Source organism: Peteryoungia desertarenae, assembly GCF_005860795.2.
GTDB lineage: Bacteria > Pseudomonadota > Alphaproteobacteria > Rhizobiales > Rhizobiaceae > Allorhizobium > Allorhizobium desertarenae.
Window position 1 is genome coordinate 505,516 of the sequence record NZ_CP058351.1, and the last position, 23,055, is coordinate 528,570.

19 protein-coding genes and 1 pseudogene are annotated in these 23,055 nt (G+C 61.2%); 3 read left to right on the forward strand and 17 right to left on the reverse strand.

Annotated features, from left to right (window positions below):
• Positions 1 to 224 precede the first annotated feature (224 nt).
• Both FE840_RS19725 and FE840_RS19730 read left to right on the forward strand, forming a co-directional pair.
• Positions 225 to 1,556, forward strand: a complete 1,332-nt coding sequence (locus FE840_RS19725; RefSeq protein WP_171033804.1) for an efflux RND transporter periplasmic adaptor subunit — start codon at positions 225 to 227, stop codon at positions 1,554 to 1,556.
• Complete coding sequence (locus tag FE840_RS19730; RefSeq protein WP_138289161.1) at positions 1,553 to 4,687, forward strand: efflux RND transporter permease subunit; 3,135 nt, start codon at positions 1,553 to 1,555, stop codon at positions 4,685 to 4,687. The genes FE840_RS19725 and FE840_RS19730 overlap by 4 nt, the downstream gene beginning before the upstream one ends.
• Before the next feature lie 48 nt (positions 4,688 to 4,735).
• Here the strand turns inward: FE840_RS19730 and FE840_RS19735 are convergent.
• The 17 genes and pseudogenes from FE840_RS19735 to FE840_RS21020 form a co-directional block, all read right to left on the reverse strand.
• A pseudogene (locus FE840_RS19735) lies at positions 4,736 to 5,438 on the reverse strand (IS6 family transposase).
• A gap of 109 nt (positions 5,439 to 5,547) precedes the next feature.
• The gene (locus tag FE840_RS19740) at positions 5,548 to 6,831 is read right to left on the reverse strand and encodes a glycerate kinase type-2 family protein (protein ID WP_138289160.1); all 1,284 of its coding nucleotides are present in this window, start codon (positions 6,829 to 6,831) and stop codon (positions 5,548 to 5,550) included.
• Positions 6,828 to 7,844: a LacI family DNA-binding transcriptional regulator gene (locus tag FE840_RS19745; protein WP_138289159.1), complete on the reverse strand. Its 1,017-nt coding sequence runs from the start codon at positions 7,842 to 7,844 to the stop codon at positions 6,828 to 6,830. The genes FE840_RS19740 and FE840_RS19745 overlap by 4 nt, the downstream gene beginning before the upstream one ends.
• A gap of 5 nt (positions 7,845 to 7,849) precedes the next feature.
• Positions 7,850 to 9,013: a dihydrodipicolinate synthase family protein gene (locus FE840_RS19750; protein WP_138289158.1), complete on the reverse strand. Its 1,164-nt coding sequence runs from the start codon at positions 9,011 to 9,013 to the stop codon at positions 7,850 to 7,852.
• Positions 9,010 to 9,339 carry a Dabb family protein gene (locus FE840_RS19755; protein ID WP_138289157.1) on the reverse strand — a complete coding sequence of 110 codons (330 nt, stop codon included), beginning with the start codon at positions 9,337 to 9,339 and terminating at the stop codon, positions 9,010 to 9,012. Before FE840_RS19755 ends, FE840_RS19750 begins: the two co-directional genes overlap by 4 nt.
• Entirely contained in the window at positions 9,336 to 10,928 is a 1,593-nt protein-coding gene (locus FE840_RS19760) for a GMC family oxidoreductase (protein ID WP_138289156.1), read from the reverse strand. The genes FE840_RS19755 and FE840_RS19760 overlap by 4 nt, the downstream gene beginning before the upstream one ends.
• A gap of 9 nt (positions 10,929 to 10,937) precedes the next feature.
• Positions 10,938 to 11,696, reverse strand: a complete 759-nt coding sequence (locus FE840_RS19765) for a 3-ketoacyl-ACP reductase (RefSeq protein WP_138289155.1) — start codon at positions 11,694 to 11,696, stop codon at positions 10,938 to 10,940.
• Positions 11,693 to 13,192, reverse strand: a complete 1,500-nt coding sequence (locus FE840_RS19770) for a GMC oxidoreductase (protein ID WP_138289154.1) — start codon at positions 13,190 to 13,192, stop codon at positions 11,693 to 11,695. Before FE840_RS19770 ends, FE840_RS19765 begins: the two co-directional genes overlap by 4 nt.
• Entirely contained in the window at positions 13,189 to 14,301 is a 1,113-nt protein-coding gene (locus FE840_RS19775; protein WP_138289153.1) for an ABC transporter ATP-binding protein, read from the reverse strand. The genes FE840_RS19770 and FE840_RS19775 overlap by 4 nt, the downstream gene beginning before the upstream one ends.
• 4 nt (positions 14,302 to 14,305) lie before the next feature.
• On the reverse strand, positions 14,306 to 15,184 hold the full coding sequence (locus FE840_RS19780; protein WP_138289152.1) for a carbohydrate ABC transporter permease: 879 nt from the start codon (positions 15,182 to 15,184) through the stop codon (positions 14,306 to 14,308).
• A complete protein-coding gene (locus tag FE840_RS19785; protein ID WP_138289151.1) occupies positions 15,184 to 16,077 on the reverse strand; it encodes a carbohydrate ABC transporter permease in 894 nt (297 codons plus the stop codon). Before FE840_RS19785 ends, FE840_RS19780 begins: the two co-directional genes overlap by 1 nt.
• A 101-nt stretch (positions 16,078 to 16,178) precedes the next feature.
• On the reverse strand, positions 16,179 to 17,432 hold the full coding sequence (locus FE840_RS19790) for an ABC transporter substrate-binding protein (protein WP_138289150.1): 1,254 nt from the start codon (positions 17,430 to 17,432) through the stop codon (positions 16,179 to 16,181).
• A gap of 44 nt (positions 17,433 to 17,476) precedes the next feature.
• The gene (locus tag FE840_RS19795) at positions 17,477 to 19,000 is read right to left on the reverse strand and encodes an aldehyde dehydrogenase family protein (RefSeq protein ID WP_138289149.1); all 1,524 of its coding nucleotides are present in this window, start codon (positions 18,998 to 19,000) and stop codon (positions 17,477 to 17,479) included.
• Between the two features lies 1 nt (position 19,001).
• Positions 19,002 to 19,769: an enoyl-CoA hydratase/isomerase family protein gene (locus FE840_RS19800; RefSeq protein ID WP_138289148.1), complete on the reverse strand. Its 768-nt coding sequence runs from the start codon at positions 19,767 to 19,769 to the stop codon at positions 19,002 to 19,004.
• Entirely contained in the window at positions 19,766 to 21,337 is a 1,572-nt protein-coding gene (locus FE840_RS19805) for an acyl CoA:acetate/3-ketoacid CoA transferase (RefSeq protein WP_138289147.1), read from the reverse strand. Before FE840_RS19805 ends, FE840_RS19800 begins: the two co-directional genes overlap by 4 nt.
• Positions 21,334 to 22,335: a Gfo/Idh/MocA family protein gene (locus tag FE840_RS19810; RefSeq protein ID WP_138289146.1), complete on the reverse strand. Its 1,002-nt coding sequence runs from the start codon at positions 22,333 to 22,335 to the stop codon at positions 21,334 to 21,336. The genes FE840_RS19805 and FE840_RS19810 overlap by 4 nt, the downstream gene beginning before the upstream one ends.
• Positions 22,336 to 22,356: 21 nt before the next feature.
• Entirely contained in the window at positions 22,357 to 22,713 is a 357-nt protein-coding gene (locus FE840_RS21020) for a hypothetical protein (protein ID WP_246318954.1), read from the reverse strand.
• Here FE840_RS21020 and FE840_RS21230 point away from each other — a divergent pair.
• The gene (locus FE840_RS21230) at positions 22,669 to 23,013 is read left to right on the forward strand and encodes a DDE-type integrase/transposase/recombinase (RefSeq protein WP_425502241.1); all 345 of its coding nucleotides are present in this window, start codon (positions 22,669 to 22,671) and stop codon (positions 23,011 to 23,013) included. The two genes, FE840_RS21020 and FE840_RS21230, sit on opposite strands and share 45 nt — an antisense overlap.
• The last annotated feature ends 42 nt before the right edge of the window (positions 23,014 to 23,055 follow it).

Here is a 23,055-nt window from a genome sequence, read left to right on the forward strand (position 1 = left end):
CCCCTTAATGCCGCCCGGACCGGAGATCGCAGCGTGCGGTCGTCATGATGGATCGGATCAATCGGCGAAATGCCTGCAGGGCGCAGCTCCGGCCCCGGCTGGCCATTTTTCCCGTATCCCAGCAGATTTATGAAACCTAATTCGGCGCCGTGGGTTCCATTCTGTCCGTCTTTTCTTCGTTTCGCATCGCCATGGGCACAATTCCACGCTCCGAAAGGATCTCCATGAAGACGTCCACATGGATCGCTGCAGGATTGACATTGGCAACGGGCGCCTGGTTGGCAAGCGGCGTTCTGACCGGCAAGGAAGAGCCTGAGACGCAGACCGACGCCAGTGCCGCAACGAACGAGCCGACACTGGTCGAAGTGGTACGCTCGCAGGCGCGTCCTGTTCCGATCTACCTCTACGCCCAAGGTGAGGCCCGCCCCTTCAGGAGCGCGTCCGCCGTCGTCCAAACAGCAGGTCGCGTCCGGTCGATCAAAATTCAGCAGGGCGACAGGGTCGAGGCGGGAGATGTCATAGCGACCATAGGACTGGATGACCTTCCCGCCAGGCGGGAAAGTGCGCAAACGCAGGTCTTGGCGTTCGAACGCGATCTGGAGGGGATAGAGAACCTGGTGCAACAGGGAGCCGCTGCGGAAACGCGAGGGCGCGAACTGTCTGCCCGCCTCGCTGAGGCGCGTGCCGAACTCGCAACCATCAATTCCCAGATCGAGAAGGCGACCCTGACGGCTCCGATCTCCGGCATCGTCGAAAACGTCCACCTCAATGAAGGGCAGTTCGCCGCGACTGGCACGGAGATGGCGACGATCGTCAACAATTCGCCTCTTCGCGTGACCTTTCGGATATCGCAGCAGAACTACGGGAAAGTCGATCTCGGGAGCATCGTGCTGGTCAATTTTGCCACCGGCGGATCAGCCAAGGGGCGTGTGTGCTTCCTGTCGCGAACTGCCGATCCGCAAACCCGCACCTTTCGGGCCGAGGCGCGAGTGCCCAACCCGGAAGGCATGGTCCCATCCCATGTAAGTGCGGAGCTTCGGGTAGAGACGGATGAGCTCGCGGCACATTTCGTTTCACCCGCCATACTCTCCCTGAACGACGAGGGCATCCTGGGCGTGAAGTCGGTGAACGAAGGCAGTGTGGTGCTCTTCAGACAAGCCGGGATCGTTCGCACTGAAGCCGATGGGGTCTGGATCGCCGACTTGCCGGAGGCCATTCGCCTGATTTCGGTCGGGCAAGGTTTTGTGCGCGATGGCGAAAAGGTCCGCATTGTCGAGGAAGGAGAAGCGACCAGCGGCGAAATGAAGGGAGATGCGCCGCTTCCCACAGCTTCCGTCCAGAGCGACCCGTTTTCCGATGCCGTTGCATTGCCTGATCCGCCAACTGCCAACACACTCTGCGCGGCACAGGGCACACCGGATCCGCTGGAAAGCTCTTTTCGCGCCACTGCCCCTGCCACTGGCCCCAAAACTGAATTGCCGTCCGGCGAGACACCGAGCGCCACCCGCCTCGGCGGAAGCGGTGGCCAAGTCTCCGGGGAGGCTGGACAGGAATGAAAGGACTGATCGACCTCGCCTTCCGCCGCAGTCGCGTCGTGACGATGATCTTCTTTCTTACGCTGGTCGCCGGCGTCTACGCCTATGTCAGCATACCCAAGGAATCGGCGCCGGATGTCCCCATCCCGATCATCTACGTTTCCGTCGTCTATCCGGGCATTTCGCCGGAGGATTCTGAACGGCTTCTGGTCCGTCCTTTGGAACAAGAGCTACAATCGATCGAGGGTATCGATGAGATGCGAGCAATCGCGGCGCAGGGTTACGCCTCGATGACTCTCGAATTCGCCGCCGGTTTCGATGCCGACCAGGCCGAAGAGGACGTCCGGCAGGCGGTGGAGACCGCCAAGGCTGAACTGCCCGCCGAGGCCGAAGAACCCGTCGTGCAGGAAGTCAATGTCGCCCTTTTCCCGGTTCTGACCGTTACCCTTTCCGGCCCGATATCCGAGCGCGCACTTATCGAGATCGCAAAGACGTTCCAGGACAGGATAGAGGCACTGCCTTCGGTGCTGGAGGCGGAAATCGGCGGGGCGCGGTCCGATGTTCTGGAGGTCCTGGTGGATCCCTCGACGCTCCAGAGTTACGATGTATCCTTCAGCGATCTGCTGACACAGATTCAGCGCAACAACCAGTTGATCGCGGCAGGCAGCATCGAAGGCAATGCTGGCAGGCTGACGCTGAAGGTACCAGGGGTAATCGAGAACCTGCAGGATGTCCGGTCCATTCCCGTCAAGGTTTCAGGCGACACTGTCGTGACCCTGGCCGATGTCGCGACCCTGCGCAGCGGGTTCAACGACCCGGAGGGCTTTGCCCGTATCGACGGGCAGCCAGCCCTATCCCTGGAGATTCGCAAACGCATCGGGGCAAACATCATCAAAACCGTTGAAGCGGTAAGAGCGGTGATGGACGAGGGGGCATCGCTTCTCCCCGAAGGCGTCGCCGTCACCTACCTTCAAGATCAGTCGAAGGAGGTTCGCGACACGCTCGGCGATCTTGAAAACAACGTCTTGACGGCGGTCATACTGGTGATGATCGTCACCGTGGCCATGCTGGGCTGGCGAAATGCCCTTTTGGTTTGCCTGTCCATTCCGGCCTCTTTCTTCGCCGGGATCATCGCCTTGTGGGGGATGGGCTATACGCTCAACATCATCGTCCTCTTCAGCCTGATCCTGGTGCTCGGTATGCTCGTCGACGCGGCTGTCGTCACCACGGAGCTGGCAGACCGCTGGATGTCGAGTGGCAAACCTCCGGTCGAGGCCTATCGCGAGGCCTCGAAACGCATGGCCTGGCCCATCACTTCATCGACGCTCACGACGCTCTGTGTCTTCTTTCCACTACTGTTCTGGCAGGGGGTCGTGGGGGAATTCATGAAATTCCTGCCGATCACCGTGATCATCATCTTGATCGCATCGCTTGCGGTGGGGCTGATATTCATCCCTGTTCTCGGCGGCCTCTTTGGCCGTCGCAATCCCCGCAGCCAGAAGGAAGAGGAGGCGTTAACGGCTGCCGAAAGCGGCAACCTGGATCAACTCGACCCTGTCTCGAGCCGCTATGCTTCGCTGCTGCGGCATCTGTTGCACCGGCCCGGCGTCACTCTCTTCATAGCTTTTCTGCTGCTTGCCGGAGCAACTGGCAGCTATGTGATGTTCGGACGAGGTGTTGAGTTCTTTCCCCAGATCGAGCCGCGCATCTTGCAGGTGACTATCAAGGCGCGAGACAATCTCTCAATCTATGAAAGTGACCAACTCGTGCGCCGGGTCGGCGACACGCTCTCGGGTATCAGCGGCATCGAGCACATCTACACCCGGACCACTGGACGCCAGACGCGACCGGGGCAAGAAGCGGCCGACACGATCGGCGTTCTCCAGCTGGATCTGGTTGCATGGGATCAACGCCGGCGTGCAGCCGAGATCGTCGAAGAAGTTCGGGACAAGACGACCAACCTGCCCGGTATTGCCATATCGGTAGAAGAGCAACAGTCCGGCCCAGGACAGGGAAAGCCGATCCAGTTGCGTCTCGCGGGCCAGAACGTCGAGCAACTCGAAGGCGCGGCCATCCGTGTCCGCGAATTGATGGCCGAGGTCGGCGGCTTCACCGACATCGAAGACACGAGCAATGTGGAAGCTGTGGAATGGCTGCTCGAAGTTGATCGCGAGAAGGCGGCACGCTTCGGTGCGGACGTCGCCACCTTAGGCCAGGGCGTGCAGCTTCTGACGCGAGGCTTGAAGCTGGCCGAGTATCGGCCGGCGACCAGCGATGAACCCGTCGATATCGTCGTTCGCTTCCCGTCACACGAGCGCAATCTCGACGGTGTCATGGAGCTTCGCATCCCGACCGCCTATGGCGACACGCCGATCCGCAATTTTGTCGAGATCGAGCCATCTCCGACAACGGGGGTGATCCGTCGCGTGAACGCCGAGCGTGTCGTGACGATCGAAAGCGACATTGCAGGCGGTGCTCTTGCGGCCACGAAAACCGATGGCCTAAGAGCTGCGATAGAACGCGCCAAGCTTCCCGAAGACGTTGCCTACGAGTTCTTGGGGCAGCAGGAGGACATTCAGGAGGCGTCGCGATTCCTGCTGCAGGCCTTCATCGCTGCAATCGCGCTGATGCTGCTTGTGCTCGTGGCCCAGCTCAACAGTCTGTATCAGGCCTTTCTTGTGATGACGGCCATCCTCTTTTCGATCACCGGCGTCTTTCTCGGACTTCTCATCACCGACCGCCCCTTCGGCATTGTGATGGGCGGCCTCGGCATGATTTCATTGGCAGGCATCGTTGTTAACAACAACATTGTCTTGATCGACACCTATAACGAGATGCGCAAGAAGGGCCATGAGCCGGAGGAAGCGGCGCTTAGAACGGGCGTACAACGCTTGCGACCGGTGTTCCTGACTTCGATCAACGACATTCTCGGCCTGCTTCCCCTCGTCTTGGGGCTGAACATCGACCTGATCTCTCGCCAGATCCAATACGGCGCCCCCTCGACACAATACTGGATTGAACTGTCCACGACCGTGGCAGGCGGTCTTGCCTTCGCGACGGTCATGACACTGATCCTCACACCCTGCATGCTGCTTTTGGGCCATCAAGCGTCGCAATTTTCTGTGCCTAGGTTTATCCGACGGGTATCGTAAACTCAACGTGTGAGAAGCGATGAGGTCGCTTGCTGTTTAGCTTGGTGATTATGTCCGAGCGATTTCGGCCCACATGCTTGTGGCGGGAGCGCGTAGTTCGCGAGGGTGACTGGCGGAAATGTCGCGGCGTGGGATGTGGAGGAGGTTGGCGATCGGACCGTGAATGGAAACGAAGCGCTGCAATTGTCGCCGTGATTTGCAGCGCTTCATGATCCGTTCTTGCCTTCGGACCAATCGGTGGGAATTCTCCGCCCGATTGTTCAGGCCTTGATGGGATCGGTGCTCGACACCGGACATGACTTCTCGTTTTGGGGCGTCTTGGGAGCGAAGCTGGTCGGTGATCATCACACGTGGCGCATCAACCTGACCCCTGAGCAGCTTGGGCAACAGGCGTCTGGCGGCCTTGGCATTGCGGCGGCTCTGCACCAGAACGTCCAGAACGGAACCGTCCTGATCGACCGCACGCCATAGCGTTGATGTTTCTCGCCCCGGATCGACATGACAGCTTCGTCAAGATGCCACTTGTCGCCGAGCCGGCCCGACGACCGTCGACGGATCTGTTTGGCAAACTGCGTCCGAATTTTTCCGCTCACAGCCGGACCGTCTGATGCGAAACGATGATCCCACCGGCCGCCAGCATATCCTCGACCATCCGCAGGCTCAGCGGAAATCGGGAATAAAGCCACACGGCGTGGGCGATGATTTCGGCCGGAAAGCGATGGCGACGATAGAGAGGATCTCCGTCGGTCATGCCAAAGCATCGTACAGCGAAGTCCAGGCTTCGTTAAGTTGACGATGCCTTCGGACCTGAGACCTGCTCTTCTGATCCTCAAAACAACTGGAAGTTCATCCGGAAAAGATCATGTGTGAGGCATATGATCGAACTGAGGAAGAATGAGAATGGCTCGGAAATCGTTGACGTTGGTCAGGGTCGGTCCTGTGACAACCTGGCTGTCGACGGCTGCGAAAAAGGAATGGGCGTCGTTACGACGGAGCGCCAGATGGGGATCGATGCCGCGTTCGGCCGCGATCTTCAGCACGTCAGGCCCGAAAACGGCGCCCGCTACTTCGGCGGCGCCGTCCACGCCATCGGTGTCGCAGGCCAGGGCATGTATCCCTTCGGCGCCGTCAAGCGCGAGCGCAAGCGCGAGGCAGAACTCCGCATTCGGCCCGCCTACACCGTTACCACGGCGGGTGACCGTCAATTCCCCACCTGAGAGCAGAAGCTTCGGTGCGTCGCCCGGTTTCATGTCGCGTTGCAACGCCAAAGCCTCTTTCGCCTGTTCCGTAGCTGCCTCGCGCGCCTCACCTTCGAGCGCATCTCCCAGCAGGCGCACGTCGCATCCGGCTGCCGAGGCAAGCGCCGCGGCAGCCTTCAGCGACTGGCGTGGCGCGGCATAGATAAGGTTTCGGGTTCTGGACAGGCGGCGATCGCCAGGCTGCACCACACCGGAGCCATGGGACAAGGCGTCCCGTACAGACCGCGGTACATCGACCTTCCATTGATCGATTACCGCAATGGCATCCTGCGGCGTCGTTTTATCAGCGACAGTCGGGCCGGAGCCGATGAAGGCCGGATCGTCACCGGGCACATCAGAGATAATCAGCGCCAGCAGTCGTGACGGCCAGGCAGACGCCGCCAGTTGACCACCCTTGACCCGGCTGAGATGCTTGCGCACCGTATTGATCCGGTCGATCGGCGCACCGGAGGCGAGAAGAGCCTGGTTGACGGCCTGTTTTTCGGCCAGCGACACGCCCGGTACCGGTTGAACCAGCAAGGACGAGGCGCCGCCTGATATCAGCGCCAGAACAAAATCGCCCTCACCCGCACCTTCGACGAGGGAAAGCATGCGGGTGGTAGCCTCCAGCCCGGCCTGGTCCGGCACCGGGTGTGCCGCCTCGACGATCTCTATCCCGCGACACGGACGTGAATAGCCATAACGGGTTATGACGAGCCCCTCGCACGGACCCCAGGCAGCTTCGACGGCTTCGGCCATACGGGCGCTTGCCTTGCCGGCACCGATGACAAGCACGCGTCCCTTTGGTTTTTCCGGAAGAAAGTCTTTGAGCGAGCGCATGGGGTCGGCGACTTCGACAGCCCGATCGAAGAGGTTCCTGAGAAAGCGGTCCGGGCGATCTATCAAGGAGTATCCCCCAGGTCGCTGGTGTCGCGGATGACGAGTTCTACCGCTGTCAGGGTCTCCGGGTCGGGGCGCCTTCCCTCCTCCAGCCAGACAAGGATTGTAGCGGCGACACTTCGCCCAAACTCGGCAATGCCGCAATGGATGGTGGAGAGGGCCGGAAAGACCTGACTACATTCTTCGATGTCGTCGAAGCCGATCATACGGAAATCCTCGCCGACCTTCCGGTTGAGTCTGGCAAAGCCCGAAAGCATCCCCAGTGCGACCAGATCGTTGAAGCAGATTGCAGCATCGATGTCGGGATGCCTTAGCACCAGTTCCTCCGCAGCCTCACGGCCAAAGCTGCGACTTGCCCTTCCCGACAGGACGAAAGGCTCCATGCCCGTTTCGGCAAGTATGTCGAAGTAACCTATCATGCGTTCGCGCGTGACGGCTCGGTCTGCCAGACCTCCGACAAAGGCAATGCGGCGCGGAGAGAAGGAAAGAATGTGCCGCGCAGCAAGCTGACTGCCCTGTCGATAGTCAGGAGCCGCGAACGGAAACTGTTCGACACGTGGATCGACCTTGCGCAGCACCTGCATGGCCGGAATAGCGCCCCGCGCGATGGCGTCAAAAGTTCCACCATCATCGCCATAGGCAGGAGAGATGACCAGCGCTGAGACGCCGTGCTCGATCATCGCGCCAACAACCTGGGCCTGGACAACCGGATCCTCGTCGGTGTTGGCGACAACAGTCGCATAACCTCTCGCGGAAAGAGCCATTTGCAGCGAGGTTGCAAATTCCGTGAAGAACGGGTTTCGCAGGTCGTTGATGACAAGGCCGATGAGCCCGACATTCGACGACCGGAGATTGGCGGCAGCGCGGTTATAGACATAGCCGACCTTGTCCATTGCCTCGCGGACCAGAAGTCGCGTTTCCTCCTTGACCAGCGGACTGTTCTGCAGGACGAGGCTGACGGTGGACTTGGAAATCCCCGCCACCCGCGCCACGTCGATGATCGTCGGCCGACGCTCCATGCCTCTCAGTATACCCCGTGTAGTTCCAACAAGATCCGCATCCTTCTCACGGCAAGCTCCGGATCGGCAAGCAGATTTGCCTGATCGGCCAGCCGGAAGACCTCTGCATAATGGACGATGTCACGGCTCGACTGAAAACCTGCCGGCATGATGAAATGGCGCTGATGACCATTCAGCCAGGCAAGGAATGCAATGCCGGCCTTGTAGAACCTTGTGGGCGCGCGGAAGATCTCGCGGCTGAGCGGCACGGTGGGTTTCAGCAGGCGGTGATAGGTGTCGAGGTCACCGGCCGCGAGCGCATCAAGCGCCTGCGAGGCTGCGGGCGCGATAGCGGCAAAGATGCCGAGCAGCGCATGGGAATAGTGCTCGCCATCGCCGGCGATCAGGTCGGCATAGTTGAAGTCGTCGCCCGTGTAGAGACGCACACCCTCCGGCAGGCGCGCGCGAAACGCCTCTTCATGCGCCTGGTCGAGCAGCGAGATCTTGATGCCGTCAACCTTGACCGGGTTCTCCCCGATCAGGTCGAGCACGAAGTCGCTTGCGACCGCCACATCCTCGCAGCCCCAGTAGCCCTTCAGCGCCGGATCGAACATATCTCCCAGCCAGTGCAGGATGACAGGCTCGCGCGCGCCGTCGATCAGCCGACGATAGACGGAGCGATAGGTGTCGGGGCCGGCACCCGTGGCAGGGAAGGCGCGCGATGCCATCAGGATCAGCTGCCCGCCGGCGGACTCGATGGCTTCCGCCTGCGTCTGATAGGCGGCTGCGATCTTGTCAGGCGTGGCCAGGTCTGAGAGCGCCAGGTGATCCGTGCCGGCACCGCAGGCGACGCGCGGCTTCATCTTGTGCACCTTGGCGGCCGCCATCGTGCGCTGGATCAGTTCAAGCGCCGTCGGCCAGTCGACCCCCATGCCCCGTTGGGCCGTGTCCATGGCTTCGGCGAGACCAAGGCCCTGATCCCAGAGCGAGGTGCGGAAGGCCAGCGTGCCGTCCCAGTCGACGGCAGGTCGCGTATCCCAGGGATTGCGGTCGCGCAGCGGGTCGGAGACGACATGGGCGGCGGCAAATGCGGTGCGGGTCAGCGTCCGCGTTGGAGCGCGCGGTGTGAGCGGCGTTCCGGTGAGACGATGGTTTTCGATGCGGCCATCGGCGGTCGGCAAGGCAATCATGTTAAAGATCCCTGAGTTTGGACGGGAAGGTCGAAGACGAGGATGCCGTCGAGACCACCCTCGGCATGGGCAACCAGACGGGCGCCGAAGCGCCTGTGATCGGGATGGACCTGATAGGCTTCGAGGGCGGACCAATCGGCGAAATCGGCGACGAAGCCGTGCAGATAGCCGCGTTCGATGCGCTCCGGGCTCTCGCTGCGCCCCGAGGAGATCGACAGCAGGCCCGGGACCTTGCCTTCGATCCGATGCAGCTCGGTGAAAAGGTCGTCGATGGCGGCAGCGGAAACCGTCGGCTGGAAACGAACAAGCACGATGTGGCGGATCATGACATGGCTCCGTGATCGGCCTTGATCATGTCGGCCGCCTTTTCGGCGATCATGATGGTCGGCGCATTGGTGTTGGACGAGACCACGGTCGGCATGATCGAGGCGTCGATGACGCGCAGACCATCGATGCCGTTGAAGCGCAGACGGGGATCTACGACGGCCCCAGGGTCGGACCCCATGCGGCAGGTGCCGGCCGGGTGGTGGTCGGTCTTGGAGTGGCGGCAGGCATAGTCGAAATAATCCCTGTCGCTCTGCACGTCCGGGCCTGGCAGGCGCTCTGCCTTGACATAGGACTTGAGCGCATCCTGGCGCATGATCTCTCTTGCGATCTTCAGACCCCGGATCGACATTTCTCGATCATGCGGATCTGCCCAGTAGTTCGGATCAATCAGGGGGGCTGCCAGCGGATCGGCCGAGCCAAGGCGGACAGTGCCGCGTGAACGCGGTCTGAGATAGGCGGAATTCAACGTCACGCCGCCGTTTGCCATGGCGGCGACACCGGCTTCGATGCCGGAGCCAAGCCCAAGATGAAACTGGATATCAGGCGACCGGGCTTCCGGATCGGCGTACCAGAAGCCTCCGGTCTCGAACAGGCTGGAGGCCACCGGACCGGTTTTCGTCAGAAGATATTGCAGGCCGGCCAGCGCCGAGAGATGTGGCTTTGCATAGCGATCATAGGTATGGGGTCCCGTGCACTCGGCGATGACGAAGAGATCGAGGTGGTCCTGGAGGTTGGAGCCGACGCCGGGCTGGTCGAAGACGATGGGCACGCCGACCGAAGCCAGATGGTCGGCAGGGCCGATGCCCGACAGCATCAGGAGCCGCGGGCTTCCGATCGCCCCCGATGAGAGCAGCACTTCCCTCTCGGCCCAGACCACGCCTTCGCCAGCAAGCTCGACACCAACTGCGCGGCCGTTTTCGACCACGAGCTTGAGCACCTGTGCATTGGTACGGATGGTGAGGTTGGAGCGTTTGCGTGCCGGGTTGAGATAGGCAATCGATGCAGAGGAGCGGCGGACATTGCGCTGGGTGAGCTGGTAATAGCCGACACCATCCTGCTTCTCGCCGGTCATATCGCCGTTAAAGGGAATGCCGAGTTCGGCCGCCGCCCTGAAATAGGCCTCGCAGATCGGCAGCGGCGCCGATGGCTTGCTGACCCCAAGCGGACCGCCCTTGCCGTGATAGCGGTTGTCAAAGCTGTCATTGTCCTCGGCCTTTCGGAAATAAGGCAGGACATCCTCGTAGGACCAGCCTTTGCAACCCATCTGGCGCCAGTCGTCGTAGTCGAGTGCATTGCCTCGGGTGTAGATCTGCGCGTTGATGCTGGAGCCGCCGCCGATGACTTTCGCCTGGGTGTAGCGGATTACCATATTGTTCATGTGCCGCTGCGGCACCGTGCTCCAGCCCCAGCTGCCGATGCCCTTGGTCATCTTCGCAAAGCCTGCCGGCAGATGGTAGAAGGGGTGCCAGTCGCGCCCCCCTGCCTCGAGCAGAAGCACCTTGAAGTCTGGATTTTCTGAAAGCCGCGCCGCGAGCACCGAGCCCGCGGAGCCGCCCCCGACAATAATGAAATCATAAGCTTGCCGCATTGAAATCTCCTAGAGGCGCGCGAGCGACAGACCGCCGTCAACGGGAATGACTGCACCATTGGCGAAGGCAAAACGTCCTTCGGCAAGCGGCACGACCACGCTGCCGATGTCGACCGGCTGGCCCCAGCGCTGCGCCGGAACGAGCCCCCCCTCGATCCGCGCCGTGTATTTGTCCTTCACGCCCGCCGTCATCTCGGTCTCGATGATGCCGGGCCTCAGTTCGAAAACACCGATTCCATGCGGTGCCAGGCGCAGTGCGAAAAGCTCCGCCATCATGCCGGCACCGGCCTTGGAGATGCAGTATTCCGCCCGCTCGATCGAGCCCATCCTGGCACTTACCGAGGTCACGAAAATGATCGAGCGATAGCTGTCGGAGGACATCGCCAGCATGCGGCGCGCGACCTCCTGTGCGAGGAAGAAGGCGCCACGCAGATTGACGCCAAGCACGAAATCGAAGCTGTCGGGTGTCATAGCGAGCATGTCGCCGCGCACCTTGGCAGGCACGCCGGCATTCGACACGAAGGTGTCGACAGGCCCGAGGCGTGCCTCGACCGTATTAAGCACCGATGCCGCGTTGTCGATATCCTGCAGGTCATGGCGAACGTAGATCGCGGCCTGGCCCAGTTCCCTGAGAGCCATCTGGACCTGGGGCGCATCTTCCTCGGACCTCGACGCCAGCGCGAGCCTGTAGCCGGCGCCGGCCAGTTCGCGGGCGATGCCGAGGCCGATGCCCTGCTGGCCTCCGGTGATGAGTGCGACCTTGCTCACTGCTTGAACTCCGTTTCGATGATGTGCTGGCCCGACCGCAAGGCAAGCGCTGCGATGGTCAGGGCCGGGTTGACGGCGGCCGAGGTCGGCAAAATGGATGCGTCGACGACGAAGAGATTGCGATGATCGTGACTGCGGCCGAAACTGTCGACCACGCTCGTCATCGGATCCGAGCCCATGCGAACCGTGCCACATTGATGGGAGGGCGTGCGCCTGTCAAAGGGACGCGACAGCACGACCGGGTAGCCTGCCTTCCGAACCAGTGATTTCAGTCTGTCGACAAGAGCAAGATGCGCCTCCCAGTTCGACCGTTTCCAGTCGAGCATGATCCGACCGTTCCGGACCGTGATGCGGCTTTCGGGATTGGGCAGATCCTCGGACATGGCATAGAAATCAACCGATCGATTTGCGATCCATTGCGCAAGCGGACGGGGCAGCGGTGAGCTCGCAGCGAGGATCGGGCCGGTGATCTTGCCGAGCAGCTGGATATTGCCGAGCGGCTCGCCGTTCGGTCCGCCCGCCAGGTAGAAGTCATTGACCAGCAGGGTCTTCTGGTAGATCGACGGATTGCGCCTTAGGGGATGGAGCGCCAGAACCGCCGAACAATTGTGGTTCATGAAGTTGCGGCCGACCTGGTCGGAGCGGTTTGCCAGACCCTTGGGATGGTTTTCATTCGCCGATGACAAGAGAATGGCAGCACTTCTGACAGCGCCGGCCGCGAGAACCACGAGCGGTGTGGTCAGGATCTTTCTCTCACCTTGGGTCAAAACCTCGACACCGGTGATCTTTCCGCCCTCTCCCGCCATGAGGCGCGTCACCTCGCATCCTGTCACGAGCGACACGTTGGAATGACGCAGCGCGTGCTTGAGGCTCACCGTCTCTGCATCCTTCTTGCCGCCACAGGTATCCGGGAAGGCATCCCAGGTTGTCTTCCCATTCGCGAGCCATGTGTCGATGTCGACAGCAAGTGGCAGCGAGGCCGGGTGAAGACCAACGGACTTCAGCCGACGGCGCAGATCGGCGATCATTGGCTCGTCCGGCACGGGGCGGTGGCCGTAGCTTCCCGAATGCGGCGGTTCGGTCGGGTCCTCACCGACCACGCCACGAACCTCGAACAGGTCTTCGGCCCGCTGGTACCAGGGCTCCAGAATGTCGTAACCGATCGGCCAGCCGGTCGTTGTTCCACCCATATGGCGCAGCGGCGAAAAATCCTCGCGGCGATAGCGCAGCAATACCGCGCCGTAGAATTTCGAATTTCCGCCGACATTGTAGTAGTTGCCGGGGTTGAACGGCTGGTCGTTACCGTCGAGCCATTCTTCATTCGGCCTGAAATGGGCCCTGGCGAAAATGGCCTCTGCATCGCGATCGGCCGGGGACGGCTGCAACCTTTCGCCCTTCTCGACGATCAGAATGCGTCGACCGCTCGGCGCGAGCTGGACGGCAAGCGTTGCACCCCCCATGCCCGAACCGATGATGATGACATCTGCGTCGTTCATGACCGGATGCGCTCTTCCGTCTTCGGATCGAAGGCCACGGCCTTTTCCATGTTGACCGCGAATTCGAAGTCGATGCCACCGGCAATATCGACATCGGCGCGCATACGCGCGATCACGTCCTTGTCCCCGAGGCTCATGGTGACGAATGTGTCGGAGCCGGCGGGCTCGGTGACAATCACCCGGTTCTTCAGACTGACGATGTTCTGCGACTTGCGGTCGGCACCGTCAGGATCGGTGATCGCCTCGGGGCGAATGCCGAGCAGGATGTCCTGTCCGTCCCAGGCGGCAAGGCTCGGCTGGCTGAAGGCGAGCAGGCTTTTCGAGCCGTCCCCCAGCGCGACTTCGGCATGAGGCGTGCCCTCGCGAAGGACGACGCGCGCAGGCACGACATTCATCGCCGGGCTTCCCATGAAGGTGGCGACGAAGACATTTGCCGGAGTGTCATAGATCTCCTTCGGCGTGCCAAGCTGCTGGATGTAGCCCTTGTTCATGACAGCGATGCGGGTCGAGAGCGTCATCGCCTCGATCTGGTCGTGGGTCACGTAGACGATGGTACGTTTGAGCTTGGCATGCAGCTTCTTGATCTCCGTGCGCATGTCGACACGCAGCTTGGCGTCGAGGTTCGACAGCGGCTCGTCGAAGAGGAAGACGTCGGGATCGCGCACCAAAGCGCGGCCCATGGCGACACGCTGGCGCTGACCGCCGGACAGCTGGCCCGGCTTGCGGTCGGTCAGGTGATCGATCTGCAGGAGCCTGGCGACATCGAGCAATGCCTTGTCCCTTTCGGGCTTCGGTATGCCATGCATCTCGAGGCCAAAGGTGATGTTCTGCCCGACAGTCATGTTCGGGTAGAGCGCGTAGGACTGGAAGACCATGGCGATGTTGCGCTTCGACGGATGGACCCCGTTGATGACGCGGTCCTTGATCGCTATTTCCCCCGACGAGATGCCCTCAAGTCCCGCGATCATCCCGAGCAGGGTCGACTTGCCGCAGCCGGAAGGGCCGACGAGCACGAGGAATTCGCCCTCCTCCACAGAAATGTCCACGCGATGCAGGACTTCGAGCTGTCCGTAGGACTTGGTGACGTTCCGGATGTCGAGAAAGCCCATGATCTTATCCTTTGACTGAACCGGCCATCAGTCCGCGCACGAAATAGCGCCCGGCGACGACGTAAACGAGAAGTGTGGGAAGGGCTGCAATGATCGCGCCCGCGAAGTGTACGTTGTATTCCTTCACGCCCGTGGAGGACTGAACAAGGTTGTTCAGCGCCGCAGTCATCGGCTGGCTGGTGCCGCCGAAGGAGACGCCGAACAGGAAGTCATTCCAGATGTTGGTGAACTGCCAGATGACGGACACGACGGTAATCGGGCCTGAGACCGGCAACAGGATGCGCCAGAAGATGCGGAAGAAGCCGGCACCATCGATCTGGGCCGCCTTGACCAGTTCGGTCGGGAAGGTGGCATAGTAGTTGCGGTAGTAGAGCGTGGTGAAGCCGATGCCGTAAACCACATGCACGAGAACCAGTCCCGGAACAGAGCCGGCGAGCCCGAGCTTGCCGAGCACCAGCGCCATCGGGATGAGCACGATCTGGAACGGAATGAAGCAGGAAAAAAGCATCAGTCCGAAGATGATCGTGTCACCGCGAAAGCGCCATTTGGTGAGGACATAGCCGTTGAGCGCCCCGAGGATCGTCGAGATGGCGACGGCCGGCACGACCATCAGGATCGAATTGAGGAAATAGGGCTTGAGGCCGGTGGGCGAAACACCGATCTGGGCCGTCGACCAGGCAGAGCGCCAGGCGTCCAGAGTCCAGGTTTGAGGCAGCGCCATCATGTTCCCGCCGGTGATTTCCGGCAGCGGCTTCAGCGAGTTGATGCCCATCACATAGAGCGGCAACAGGTAGAACAGAGCGAAGAGAAGAAGCACCAGGTAGATGAACATGCGGGTGACGCGACCCGTCCTGACGGCGGGGTCCTGACTGACGGCAGACATCAGTTCTTCTCCTTCAGTTCGGCGTAGAGATAGGGAACCATGATGGCCGCTATGGTCATCAGCATGATCACGGCAGAGGCGGAGCCGACGCCCATCTGATTGCGGGTAAAGGTGTAGGAATACATGAAGGTCGCCGGCATTTCGGTGGCACGGCCCGGGCCCCCGCCGGTAAGCGCGATGACGAGGTCATAAGACTTGATCGCGAGGTGGCTCAAGATGACGAAAGCGGAGAGAAAGGCAGGCCGCAGCATGGGGATCACGATACGCCGGTAAAGCTGGAAACTTGAGGCACCGTCGATCTGGGCGGCCTTCAGGATCTCGTTGTCAATGCCGCGCAGACCGGCGAGAAACATTGCCATGACAAAGCCGCTGGTCTGCCAGACAGCTGCGATGACGATGGTATAGATCGCCATGTCGTTGTCCTTGATCCAGTTGAAGGAGAAGCTTTCCCAGCCCCAGAGGCGCATGATGCGTTCAAGACCGATGCCCGGATCGAGAAACCACTTCCATGCCGTGCCCGTGACGATGAAAGAGAGTGCCATCGGATAGAGATAGATGGGGCGCAGCAGTCCCTCGCCCCTTATCTTCTGGTCCAGGAAGATCGCCAGCATCAAACCGAGTGCCGTGCAAATGATGATGTAAAGGCTTGCGAAGACCGCGATATTGCTGATCGCGATGTGCCAGTTCTCCTGGGCCCAGAGCCGGCTGTAATTGGTGAAGCCGACGAAGGTGTAGAGCGGCAGCATCTTGGAGCCGGTAAACGACAGGAAGATGGTGAACAGGATGAAGCCGTAAACAAACAGCAGGGTAACGGCAAAGGACGGTGCGAGTACCACCTTCGGCAGCCAGTCCTGGATGCGCGTGCGCAAGTCAGCCCCAGTCGAGCTTGTCATGAGGGTTCTCCCTGTATTTGAGGATAGACCGACGCCGCCTCTCAGTTCCAGACGGCGTCGGAGGGGCCGCGAGTGACGAGGAGGCCACTCGCGACGGGAGGTTACTTTGCAGCGGCGACGGCTTCCCCGAGCGCCTTGGCTGCCTCGGCACCATCCGCGAAGCCACCGTTGAAGGCCTTGGTCACGACGTCATAGACGGCGTTCTTCACGGCAGCGGGTGCTGCATGGCCATGGGCCATCGAGCCGAAGAGGGAACCGGCAGAACTTGCTTCTGCCAGATCCTTCATGCCCTTCTTGCCACAATCGTCAAAATCGGTATCCGGCACATCCGTGCGGGCCGGGACGGATCCTTTCACGACGTTGAAGGCTGACTGGAATTTCGGGCTTTCGATCGCAGACGCCATGGCCATCTGCGCCTTGATTTTCTCCTCACCCTCGACGTTGAACATGGCGAATTGGTCCGAGTTGAACGTCACCGACCCTTGCGTTCCGGGGAAGCGAATGCAGACGAAATCTTCGCCCGGCTTCTTGCCGGCTTTCAGGAATTCGCCCTTCGCCCAGTCGCCCATCATCTGCATGCCGGCCTTGCCCTCGATGACCATAGCGGAGGCGAGATTCCAGTCGCGACCCGAGAAGTTGTCATCGGCATAGCTACGCAGCTTGATCAGGCGATCAAAGGCATCGGCCATGTCGGGACCGGTGAGCGTGGCTTCGTCGAGATCGATGAAGGCCTTCTTGTAGAAGTCGTTGCCCTTGGACAGAACGACGCCATCAAAGACGGTTGCGTCCTGCCAGGGCTGACCGCCGTGGGCGAGCGGCGTGATGCCGTTCGCCTTCATCTTGTCGAGGACGGCGACGAGTTCGTCCCAGCTCTCCGGCGCCTTGCCACCGGCTGCATCGAGGGCTGCCTTGTTGATCCAGACCCAGTTTGTCGAGTGAACATTCACGGGCGCTGCGATCCAGCGACCGTCGTATTTCGAGAATTTCTGCAGCGCTTCCGGCACCACCTTGTCCCAGCCTTCGGCGTTTGCAACTTCGTCGAGATTGCCAAGCGCGCCCTGCTCTGCCCAGTCGAGGATATCGAACCCGAGCATCTGTACAGCAGTCGGCGGATCGCCTGCCGTGACGCGGGCGCGAAGCGCGGTCATGGCGGCTTCGCCGCCGCCGCCGGCAACCGGCATGTCGACCCAGCCGATGCCCTTGCTGTTCAGATCTTCCTTCAGAACGTTGAGCGCTGCAGCTTCACCGCCTGAGGTCCACCAATGGAGCACCTCGACATCGGTGGCATGAGAGATGCCGGCGGTCCCCGCCAGCATCGTACCGGTAATCAGCATGGTCTTGAAAAGGCTACGCATGTTGTTCCTCCTGTTTGATGCGCTGTTTTCAATCGTTCCGGAAGTCAGTCGCGCACCCAGTTCGGCCTCGTCTTGCCGATGCGCATCACGACCGATTTGATCTCCAGGAATTCATCAAGGCCGTAGCGGCCATTCTCGCGGCCCTGCCCGCTCTGCTTGAAGCCTCCAAAGGCGACTTCCGGAAAGCCATCCATCCAGGTATTGGTCCAGACGGTGCCGGCTTCCGCGCGTCGCGCGAAGGCAAGGCAGGTATGCATGTTCTCGCTCCAGACACCGGCGGACAGGCCATAGGACGCGTCATTGACGAGCGCGACGGCCTCTTCGAATGTCTTGACAGTCAGGACGACAAGTACCGGGCCGAAGACCTCCTCGCGGGCGATCGGCATATCCGGTCGGACATTGGTGACCACGGTCGGTCCGAAGAACTCACCGGGCAGGGCGGGATGACGGATGGCCTCCCCGCCGAGGGCAAGCGTGGCGCCTGATCCTACCGCATCGCGCACATAGGCTGCGATCTTCTGCTGATGAGCCTTTGAGATGATTGCGCCGACCTGGGTTTCGGGATTGAGCGGATCGCCGAAGGCGACCTTGCGGGAAAGCGAAACGACCTTTTCAACCAGCGCTTCCGCGACGTCTTCATGCACGATGATGCGGCTGCTGGAATTGCAGCATTCGCCCGCATTGAAATAGATCCCGAAGGTGATCGCGTCGGCTGCTGCATCGAGGTCGGCATCCGGGAAAACGACTTGCGGGTTCTTGCCACCCAGTTCGAGTGCCACCTTCTTCAGCGTCTTGGAAGCTGCGGCACTGATCGCCCTGCCGACGGCGGTGGAGCCGGTGAAGCTCACCATGTCGACATGCCGATGTTCCGCCATCAGCGCACCGACCGGCTGTCCGAAGCCCAGGACGATGTTGACAACACCGGCAGGCAATCCCGCTTCGATCAGCAGCTCGCCCAGCATCACGGTCGTTGATGGCGTCATTTCCGACGGCTTGATCACGCAGGTGCAGCCCGCCGCCAGCGCAAAGGGCAGCTTCTGGCTGAGGATCCAGAAGGGGAAATTCCAGGGCGTGATAATCGAAACGACGCCGATCGGTTGCTTCAACACGACAGCCAGCATGTCCTCGCCAAGCGAGTTATGGCTGTCGCCATGCAGCGTGCGGGCAAGCGCAGCCGCATACCGCCAAAGATCGGCGGCGCCTGCGACTTCGCCACGCGCCTGGGAGATCGGCTTGCCGCTTTCGAGTGTTTCGACGAGCGCCATGCGCTCGACATTGGCCTCGATGAGATCGGCAACTTTCAGAAGCAGCGTCGAGCGCTCCTTGCCCGTTGCACGGCTCCATGTGCCCTTGTCGAAGGCCCGCCGTGCAGCCATTATCGCGGCTTCCGTTTCCGCCGCACCGCCACGCGCGGAGCGGCTGACGACAAGGCCATGCGAGGGCGAAACCCTGTCGAAGGTCGCGCCATCGGCGCTGCCCTGCCAGATCCCGTCGATCAGGTGGCGGCCCTCGAAGGGCGCCACTGGCAGCGGATGGGCGACGGCAGTGGTCATGGTCATGTCGTTCATGTCATTCTCCCGAAAATGCGGGTTTGCGTTTCGCCCGGAAGGCGGCGACACCTTCGTCGCGATCAGTACTGGCGGCAATTGCGGCACTGCCGAGCGCCTCGATCATGGCGTCGCGGTCTTCGCCACGGCCGGCATGGATCATGAATTTTGCGACTTCCACGGCGCGCGGCGAAAGGCTGAGAACCGAGCGAGCAATCACCTGGGCCGTTTCCTCAGGCGTTGCCGAAACCTCGGCGATGAAGCCGAAAGCCTGGGCGCGCTCGGCAGTGATGCGGCGACCGAACAGGGTCATCTCCTTGAGGATCGGCTCAGGCAGCAGTCGAGCCAGGCGCTGCGTGCCGGACCAGCCGGGTACGATGCCGACATGGGCTTCCGGAAGGGCGATCGTGGCTGAGGGTGCCATGACCCTGATGTCGCAGGCGGCGGCAAGTTCCAGACCGCCACCGAAGGCATGGCCTGACATGGCCGCGATCACAGGCTTGGAAAGCCGCGCGAGGCGATCGAAGATACGGTGCCCGTCGCGCACCCAGTGCCGGGCGAATTCGGCTGGCGTCAGATCGCCCCAGGCATTGATGTCAGCCCCGGCGCAGAAGGCACGATCGCCTTGGGCCGTGACAATGACGCAGCGAATGTCCGCAATGCGATCCAGCAGAGCAAGATGGTCGGAAAACTGCTCCAGCATCTCTATCGTGAAGGCATTGAGCTTGGCCGGATTGTCCAGCCGAACCTCGGCAATGCCATCGGTGATCTTCAGGTGAACGGCGCTCATGGTGTCCATCCCATGGGAGCTTTCGACAGCAGCGCCGTGGAGATCACGCGAGCGTCAGGGGCAGCCTGAACCCTGCCCCGCGATGCCGCGACGATATCCCGTTCAAGATCAATGCCCGGCATGATCTCGGTCGCGACAAGGCCACCCTGCGTCAACCGCATGACGCAACGCTCGGTAATGTAGAGCACATCCTGTCCCTGCTCACGGGCTCTCCTGCCGGAGAAGGTGACGTGCTCGACCTTGTCGACCATCTTGGTGAACTTGCCGGGGCTGCGGACATGGATGCCGTCTTCGGTCAGGTCGACGGCGGCACCGGCCTCGAACCAGCCGGAGAAGACGATCTTCTTCGCATGGGCCGTGATATCGACAAAGCCGCCGCAGCCGGCCGTCAGATAGGGCTTCTTGCCGAGCTTCGAGACATTCACATTGCCTTCTACGTCCACCTCCAGAAAGGAGAGGAAAGACACATCGAAACCCCCTCCCTGGAAATAGATGAACTGCTGCGGCGACGGCACGAAAGCGTCGGCGTTCGAGGCGCAGCCGAAGGCAAAATCGGTAAGCGGCATGCCGCCGACGGCACCCTGCTCGATTGCCCAGGTCACAGCCTCGGGATGCCCCTCCTCCAGCAGGATGCGCGGCACCTGCGCGCTGATGCCGAAGCCGAGATTGGCCGTCATACCCGCCTTCAATTCGAGCGCTGCGCGGCGGGCGATGATCTTTTCGACACCATGCTCGGCAGTTTTAAAGCTCGACCATGGGCGCATGATCTGACCGGAGATTGCCGGATCATAGGGTGTCTCGCAGGTCTGCTTCTGCTCGGGATCAAGGACAACGAGGTCGACGAGATGGCCCGGCACGCGCACGTCATGGGGGCGAAGGCTGCCGGCTGCGGTCATGCGGCTGACCTGGGCGATGACAAGGCCGCCATTGTTGCGTGTCGCAATTGCCTGTTCGAGCCCGCCCAGATAGGCGCCCTCATGTTCATAGGTGAGATTGCCGCGCTCGTCGGCCGTGGTGGCCCGGAGAATGCAGACATCCGGATAGATATTGGGGAAGTGCAACCAGGTTTCGCCGGCAAACTCGACGCGGCTGACGATGGGGCGGGCGGCTGCCCTGTCATTCATCGCGCAGCCCTCGCGGACAGGATCGACGAAGGTGTCGAGACCGATGCGGGTCAGAACGCCGGGCCGCCGCGCAGCTGCTTCACGATGCATGTCAAACATGATGCCGGAGGGCACGTTATAGGCCTCGACCCTGTCTTCGACGACCATCTTCCAGATCTCGGGCATGGGCAGGGTCGAAGGACCCGAGGGGTAGGAGCCAGCGAGCACGCGACGGATCAACCCGTCCTTTGCGATGTGATCGATGCCCTTCACCCCGTACATGTCGCCGGCGGCGATCGGATGCAGCATGGTGAGATTGCCTGGATGGCCTTCCGTGTCGAACCTTCGACCGAGCGCGGCCAGGACGAAATCGGGGCAACCAAGCGCCGATGACGAGGACACTGTCACGACAGCGCCGTCGGGGATGCGCGCGACGGCCTCAGCGGGAGCGACGAGCTTGCTCAATGCATATCTCCATAATTGACGGCGATCCGTACACCGCGTTCTGCGGCATCACGAACAGCAAGCGCCACTGCGAGCGACTTCACACCATCGAGACCGGTAGCTGCCGGCTCGCCCTCTCCGGCAACGGCGGCCTGGAAGCGTCGGACGCCCTCCCGGTACAAGTCATGCTGTTCAAACGCGATGGTCTGGCGACCAGATCCGGTCACCAGCTCCACCGAGCCGATCGGGTTCTGTGTCATGACATCGCGGGCGAAAATGGAGCCTTGGGTACCATGCACCTCGAGCCCCGAACCGGCGAAGGGATGGGTAAAACTCTCATGGCTCATCACCATGGCACCTGACGGCATGGTCCAGACGGACATGGCCGAATCCTCGACGCCGTTGCCGAGACCGGAACTGGTCATCTGCGCCACGACCGAAACAGGGTCTTCACCCAGCAGAAAGCGGGCTACGTCGGCATCGTGGACGGTGATATCCGGGATGACGCCTCCACCGGATTCTGGCGAACTGATTCGCCAACCCTGAAGGTGGGGCGGCAAGAAGACAGCATGGTGCAAACGAAGGGAAAGCACCTTGCCGATCCGGCCAGACATGATGAGTTCGCGCACGGCGCGATGGCTGCCGGAGCAGCGCAGGTGGTGATTGGTCGCAAAGACGAGCCCGGCCTTTTTGGCGGCACGGACCATGGCAACCGCATGATCAACCGCAAGCGCGAGCGGCTTTTCGCAAAGAACGTGCTTGCCCGCATGCAGGGCGGCCAGGGCCTGCAGCAGATGCTTTTCATTCGTTGTCGATATGTAGACCGCGTCGATCTCTGGATCGGCCAGAAGTGTATCGAGATCAGTGGCTGAAGCTGAAATGTGGTGCTCAGCCGCAAAGGCACGAGCGCGCTCCGCTGATGCGCTCAGAACATGCGAGATCTCGCCGTGCTCGGCCCGGATGGCGCCGATCATGTACTGACGCGCGATTGTGCTGGCTCCGATCAGGGCCCACCGCATATATGTATCCTCCCGAGACAATCATTTTGGATCGTTCCAATGTTTATGGAACGATCCAAAACTGGTGTCAACTGCTTTGTTTGGCATTCCGGATATCAACTCGATGGAGCGCGCTTCCAACATTGAATGAATGACACCCGCGAGAGTATCAAACACGGTCCGGCACCAGGCAGGGCTGTGTTGCAGAACTTTCGTCAACCGGTTGCCGATTGTCACTTCTCGATGTTTTCGAGGACGACCATGTCCGAAGGCCGCATGTTTGTCCCGTTGATCATCTTGCTCTTCGTTCCCTGGTATCTGGCACGGGGCCTGAGCCTTGGCGACTTGACGGAAATGATCGCCGAACGAGGCCTCAGCCTGGATCTTTCGACGATCCATGGGTGGATCCTGGGCTTCTCGCCCTTGATTCTTAATCGCTTCAACCGCAGAAAGCGGGCTGTGACTGGCAAATCGACGGCAGACGAGACCCGCATCAAGGTCCGGGGTCGACGGATGTATCCTTATCGGGCCATCGATAGCGTCGCAGACACCGTTGATTTCTGGTTTGGCCAGCTTCGGGCCCTCGCGGCAGCCAGACGAACAGGCAAGCCATCATTTCCTGCGATAAGCAGCGGATGGCCGGAACGGCGACGTCTTCACCCCAGGCCAACCCACATCCGCCAAAGCCGGCACCTGTAAAATCTGATCGAGCAGGATCACCGTGGGATCAAACGACGTGCC

What these genes read in the sequence shown, in the direction of transcription:
- FE840_RS19795 (WP_138289149.1), bottom strand. Translation starts at nt 19,000, where the DNA reads ATGAACGACATGACCATGACCACTGCCGTCGCCCATCCGCTGCCAGTG.
- FE840_RS19790 (WP_138289150.1), bottom strand. Translation starts at nt 17,432, where the DNA reads ATGCGTAGCCTTTTCAAGACCATGCTGATTACCGGTACGATGCTGGCG.
- FE840_RS19780 (WP_138289152.1), bottom strand. Translation starts at nt 15,184, where the DNA reads ATGTCTGCCGTCAGTCAGGACCCCGCCGTCAGGACGGGTCGCGTCACC.
- FE840_RS21230 (WP_425502241.1), top strand. Translation starts at nt 22,669, where the DNA reads ATGATCGCCGAACGAGGCCTCAGCCTGGATCTTTCGACGATCCATGGG.
- FE840_RS19755 (WP_138289157.1), bottom strand. Translation starts at nt 9,339, where the DNA reads ATGATCCGCCACATCGTGCTTGTTCGTTTCCAGCCGACGGTTTCCGCT.
- FE840_RS19750 (WP_138289158.1), bottom strand. Translation starts at nt 9,013, where the DNA reads ATGATTGCCTTGCCGACCGCCGATGGCCGCATCGAAAACCATCGTCTC.
- FE840_RS19785 (WP_138289151.1), bottom strand. Translation starts at nt 16,077, where the DNA reads ATGACAAGCTCGACTGGGGCTGACTTGCGCACGCGCATCCAGGACTGG.
- FE840_RS19760 (WP_138289156.1), bottom strand. Translation starts at nt 10,928, where the DNA reads ATGCGGCAAGCTTATGATTTCATTATTGTCGGGGGCGGCTCCGCGGGC.
- FE840_RS19810 (WP_138289146.1), bottom strand. Translation starts at nt 22,335, where the DNA reads ATGCGGTGGGCCCTGATCGGAGCCAGCACAATCGCGCGTCAGTACATG.
- FE840_RS19800 (WP_138289148.1), bottom strand. Translation starts at nt 19,769, where the DNA reads ATGAGCGCCGTTCACCTGAAGATCACCGATGGCATTGCCGAGGTTCGG.
- FE840_RS19775 (WP_138289153.1), bottom strand. Translation starts at nt 14,301, where the DNA reads ATGGGCTTTCTCGACATCCGGAACGTCACCAAGTCCTACGGACAGCTC.
- FE840_RS21020 (WP_246318954.1), bottom strand. Translation starts at nt 22,713, where the DNA reads ATGGATCGTCGAAAGATCCAGGCTGAGGCCTCGTTCGGCGATCATTTC.
- FE840_RS19770 (WP_138289154.1), bottom strand. Translation starts at nt 13,192, where the DNA reads ATGAACGACGCAGATGTCATCATCATCGGTTCGGGCATGGGGGGTGCA.
- FE840_RS19745 (WP_138289159.1), bottom strand. Translation starts at nt 7,844, where the DNA reads ATGGAGCGTCGGCCGACGATCATCGACGTGGCGCGGGTGGCGGGGATT.
- FE840_RS19730 (WP_138289161.1), top strand. Translation starts at nt 1,553, where the DNA reads ATGAAAGGACTGATCGACCTCGCCTTCCGCCGCAGTCGCGTCGTGACG.
- FE840_RS19725 (WP_171033804.1), top strand. Translation starts at nt 225, where the DNA reads ATGAAGACGTCCACATGGATCGCTGCAGGATTGACATTGGCAACGGGC.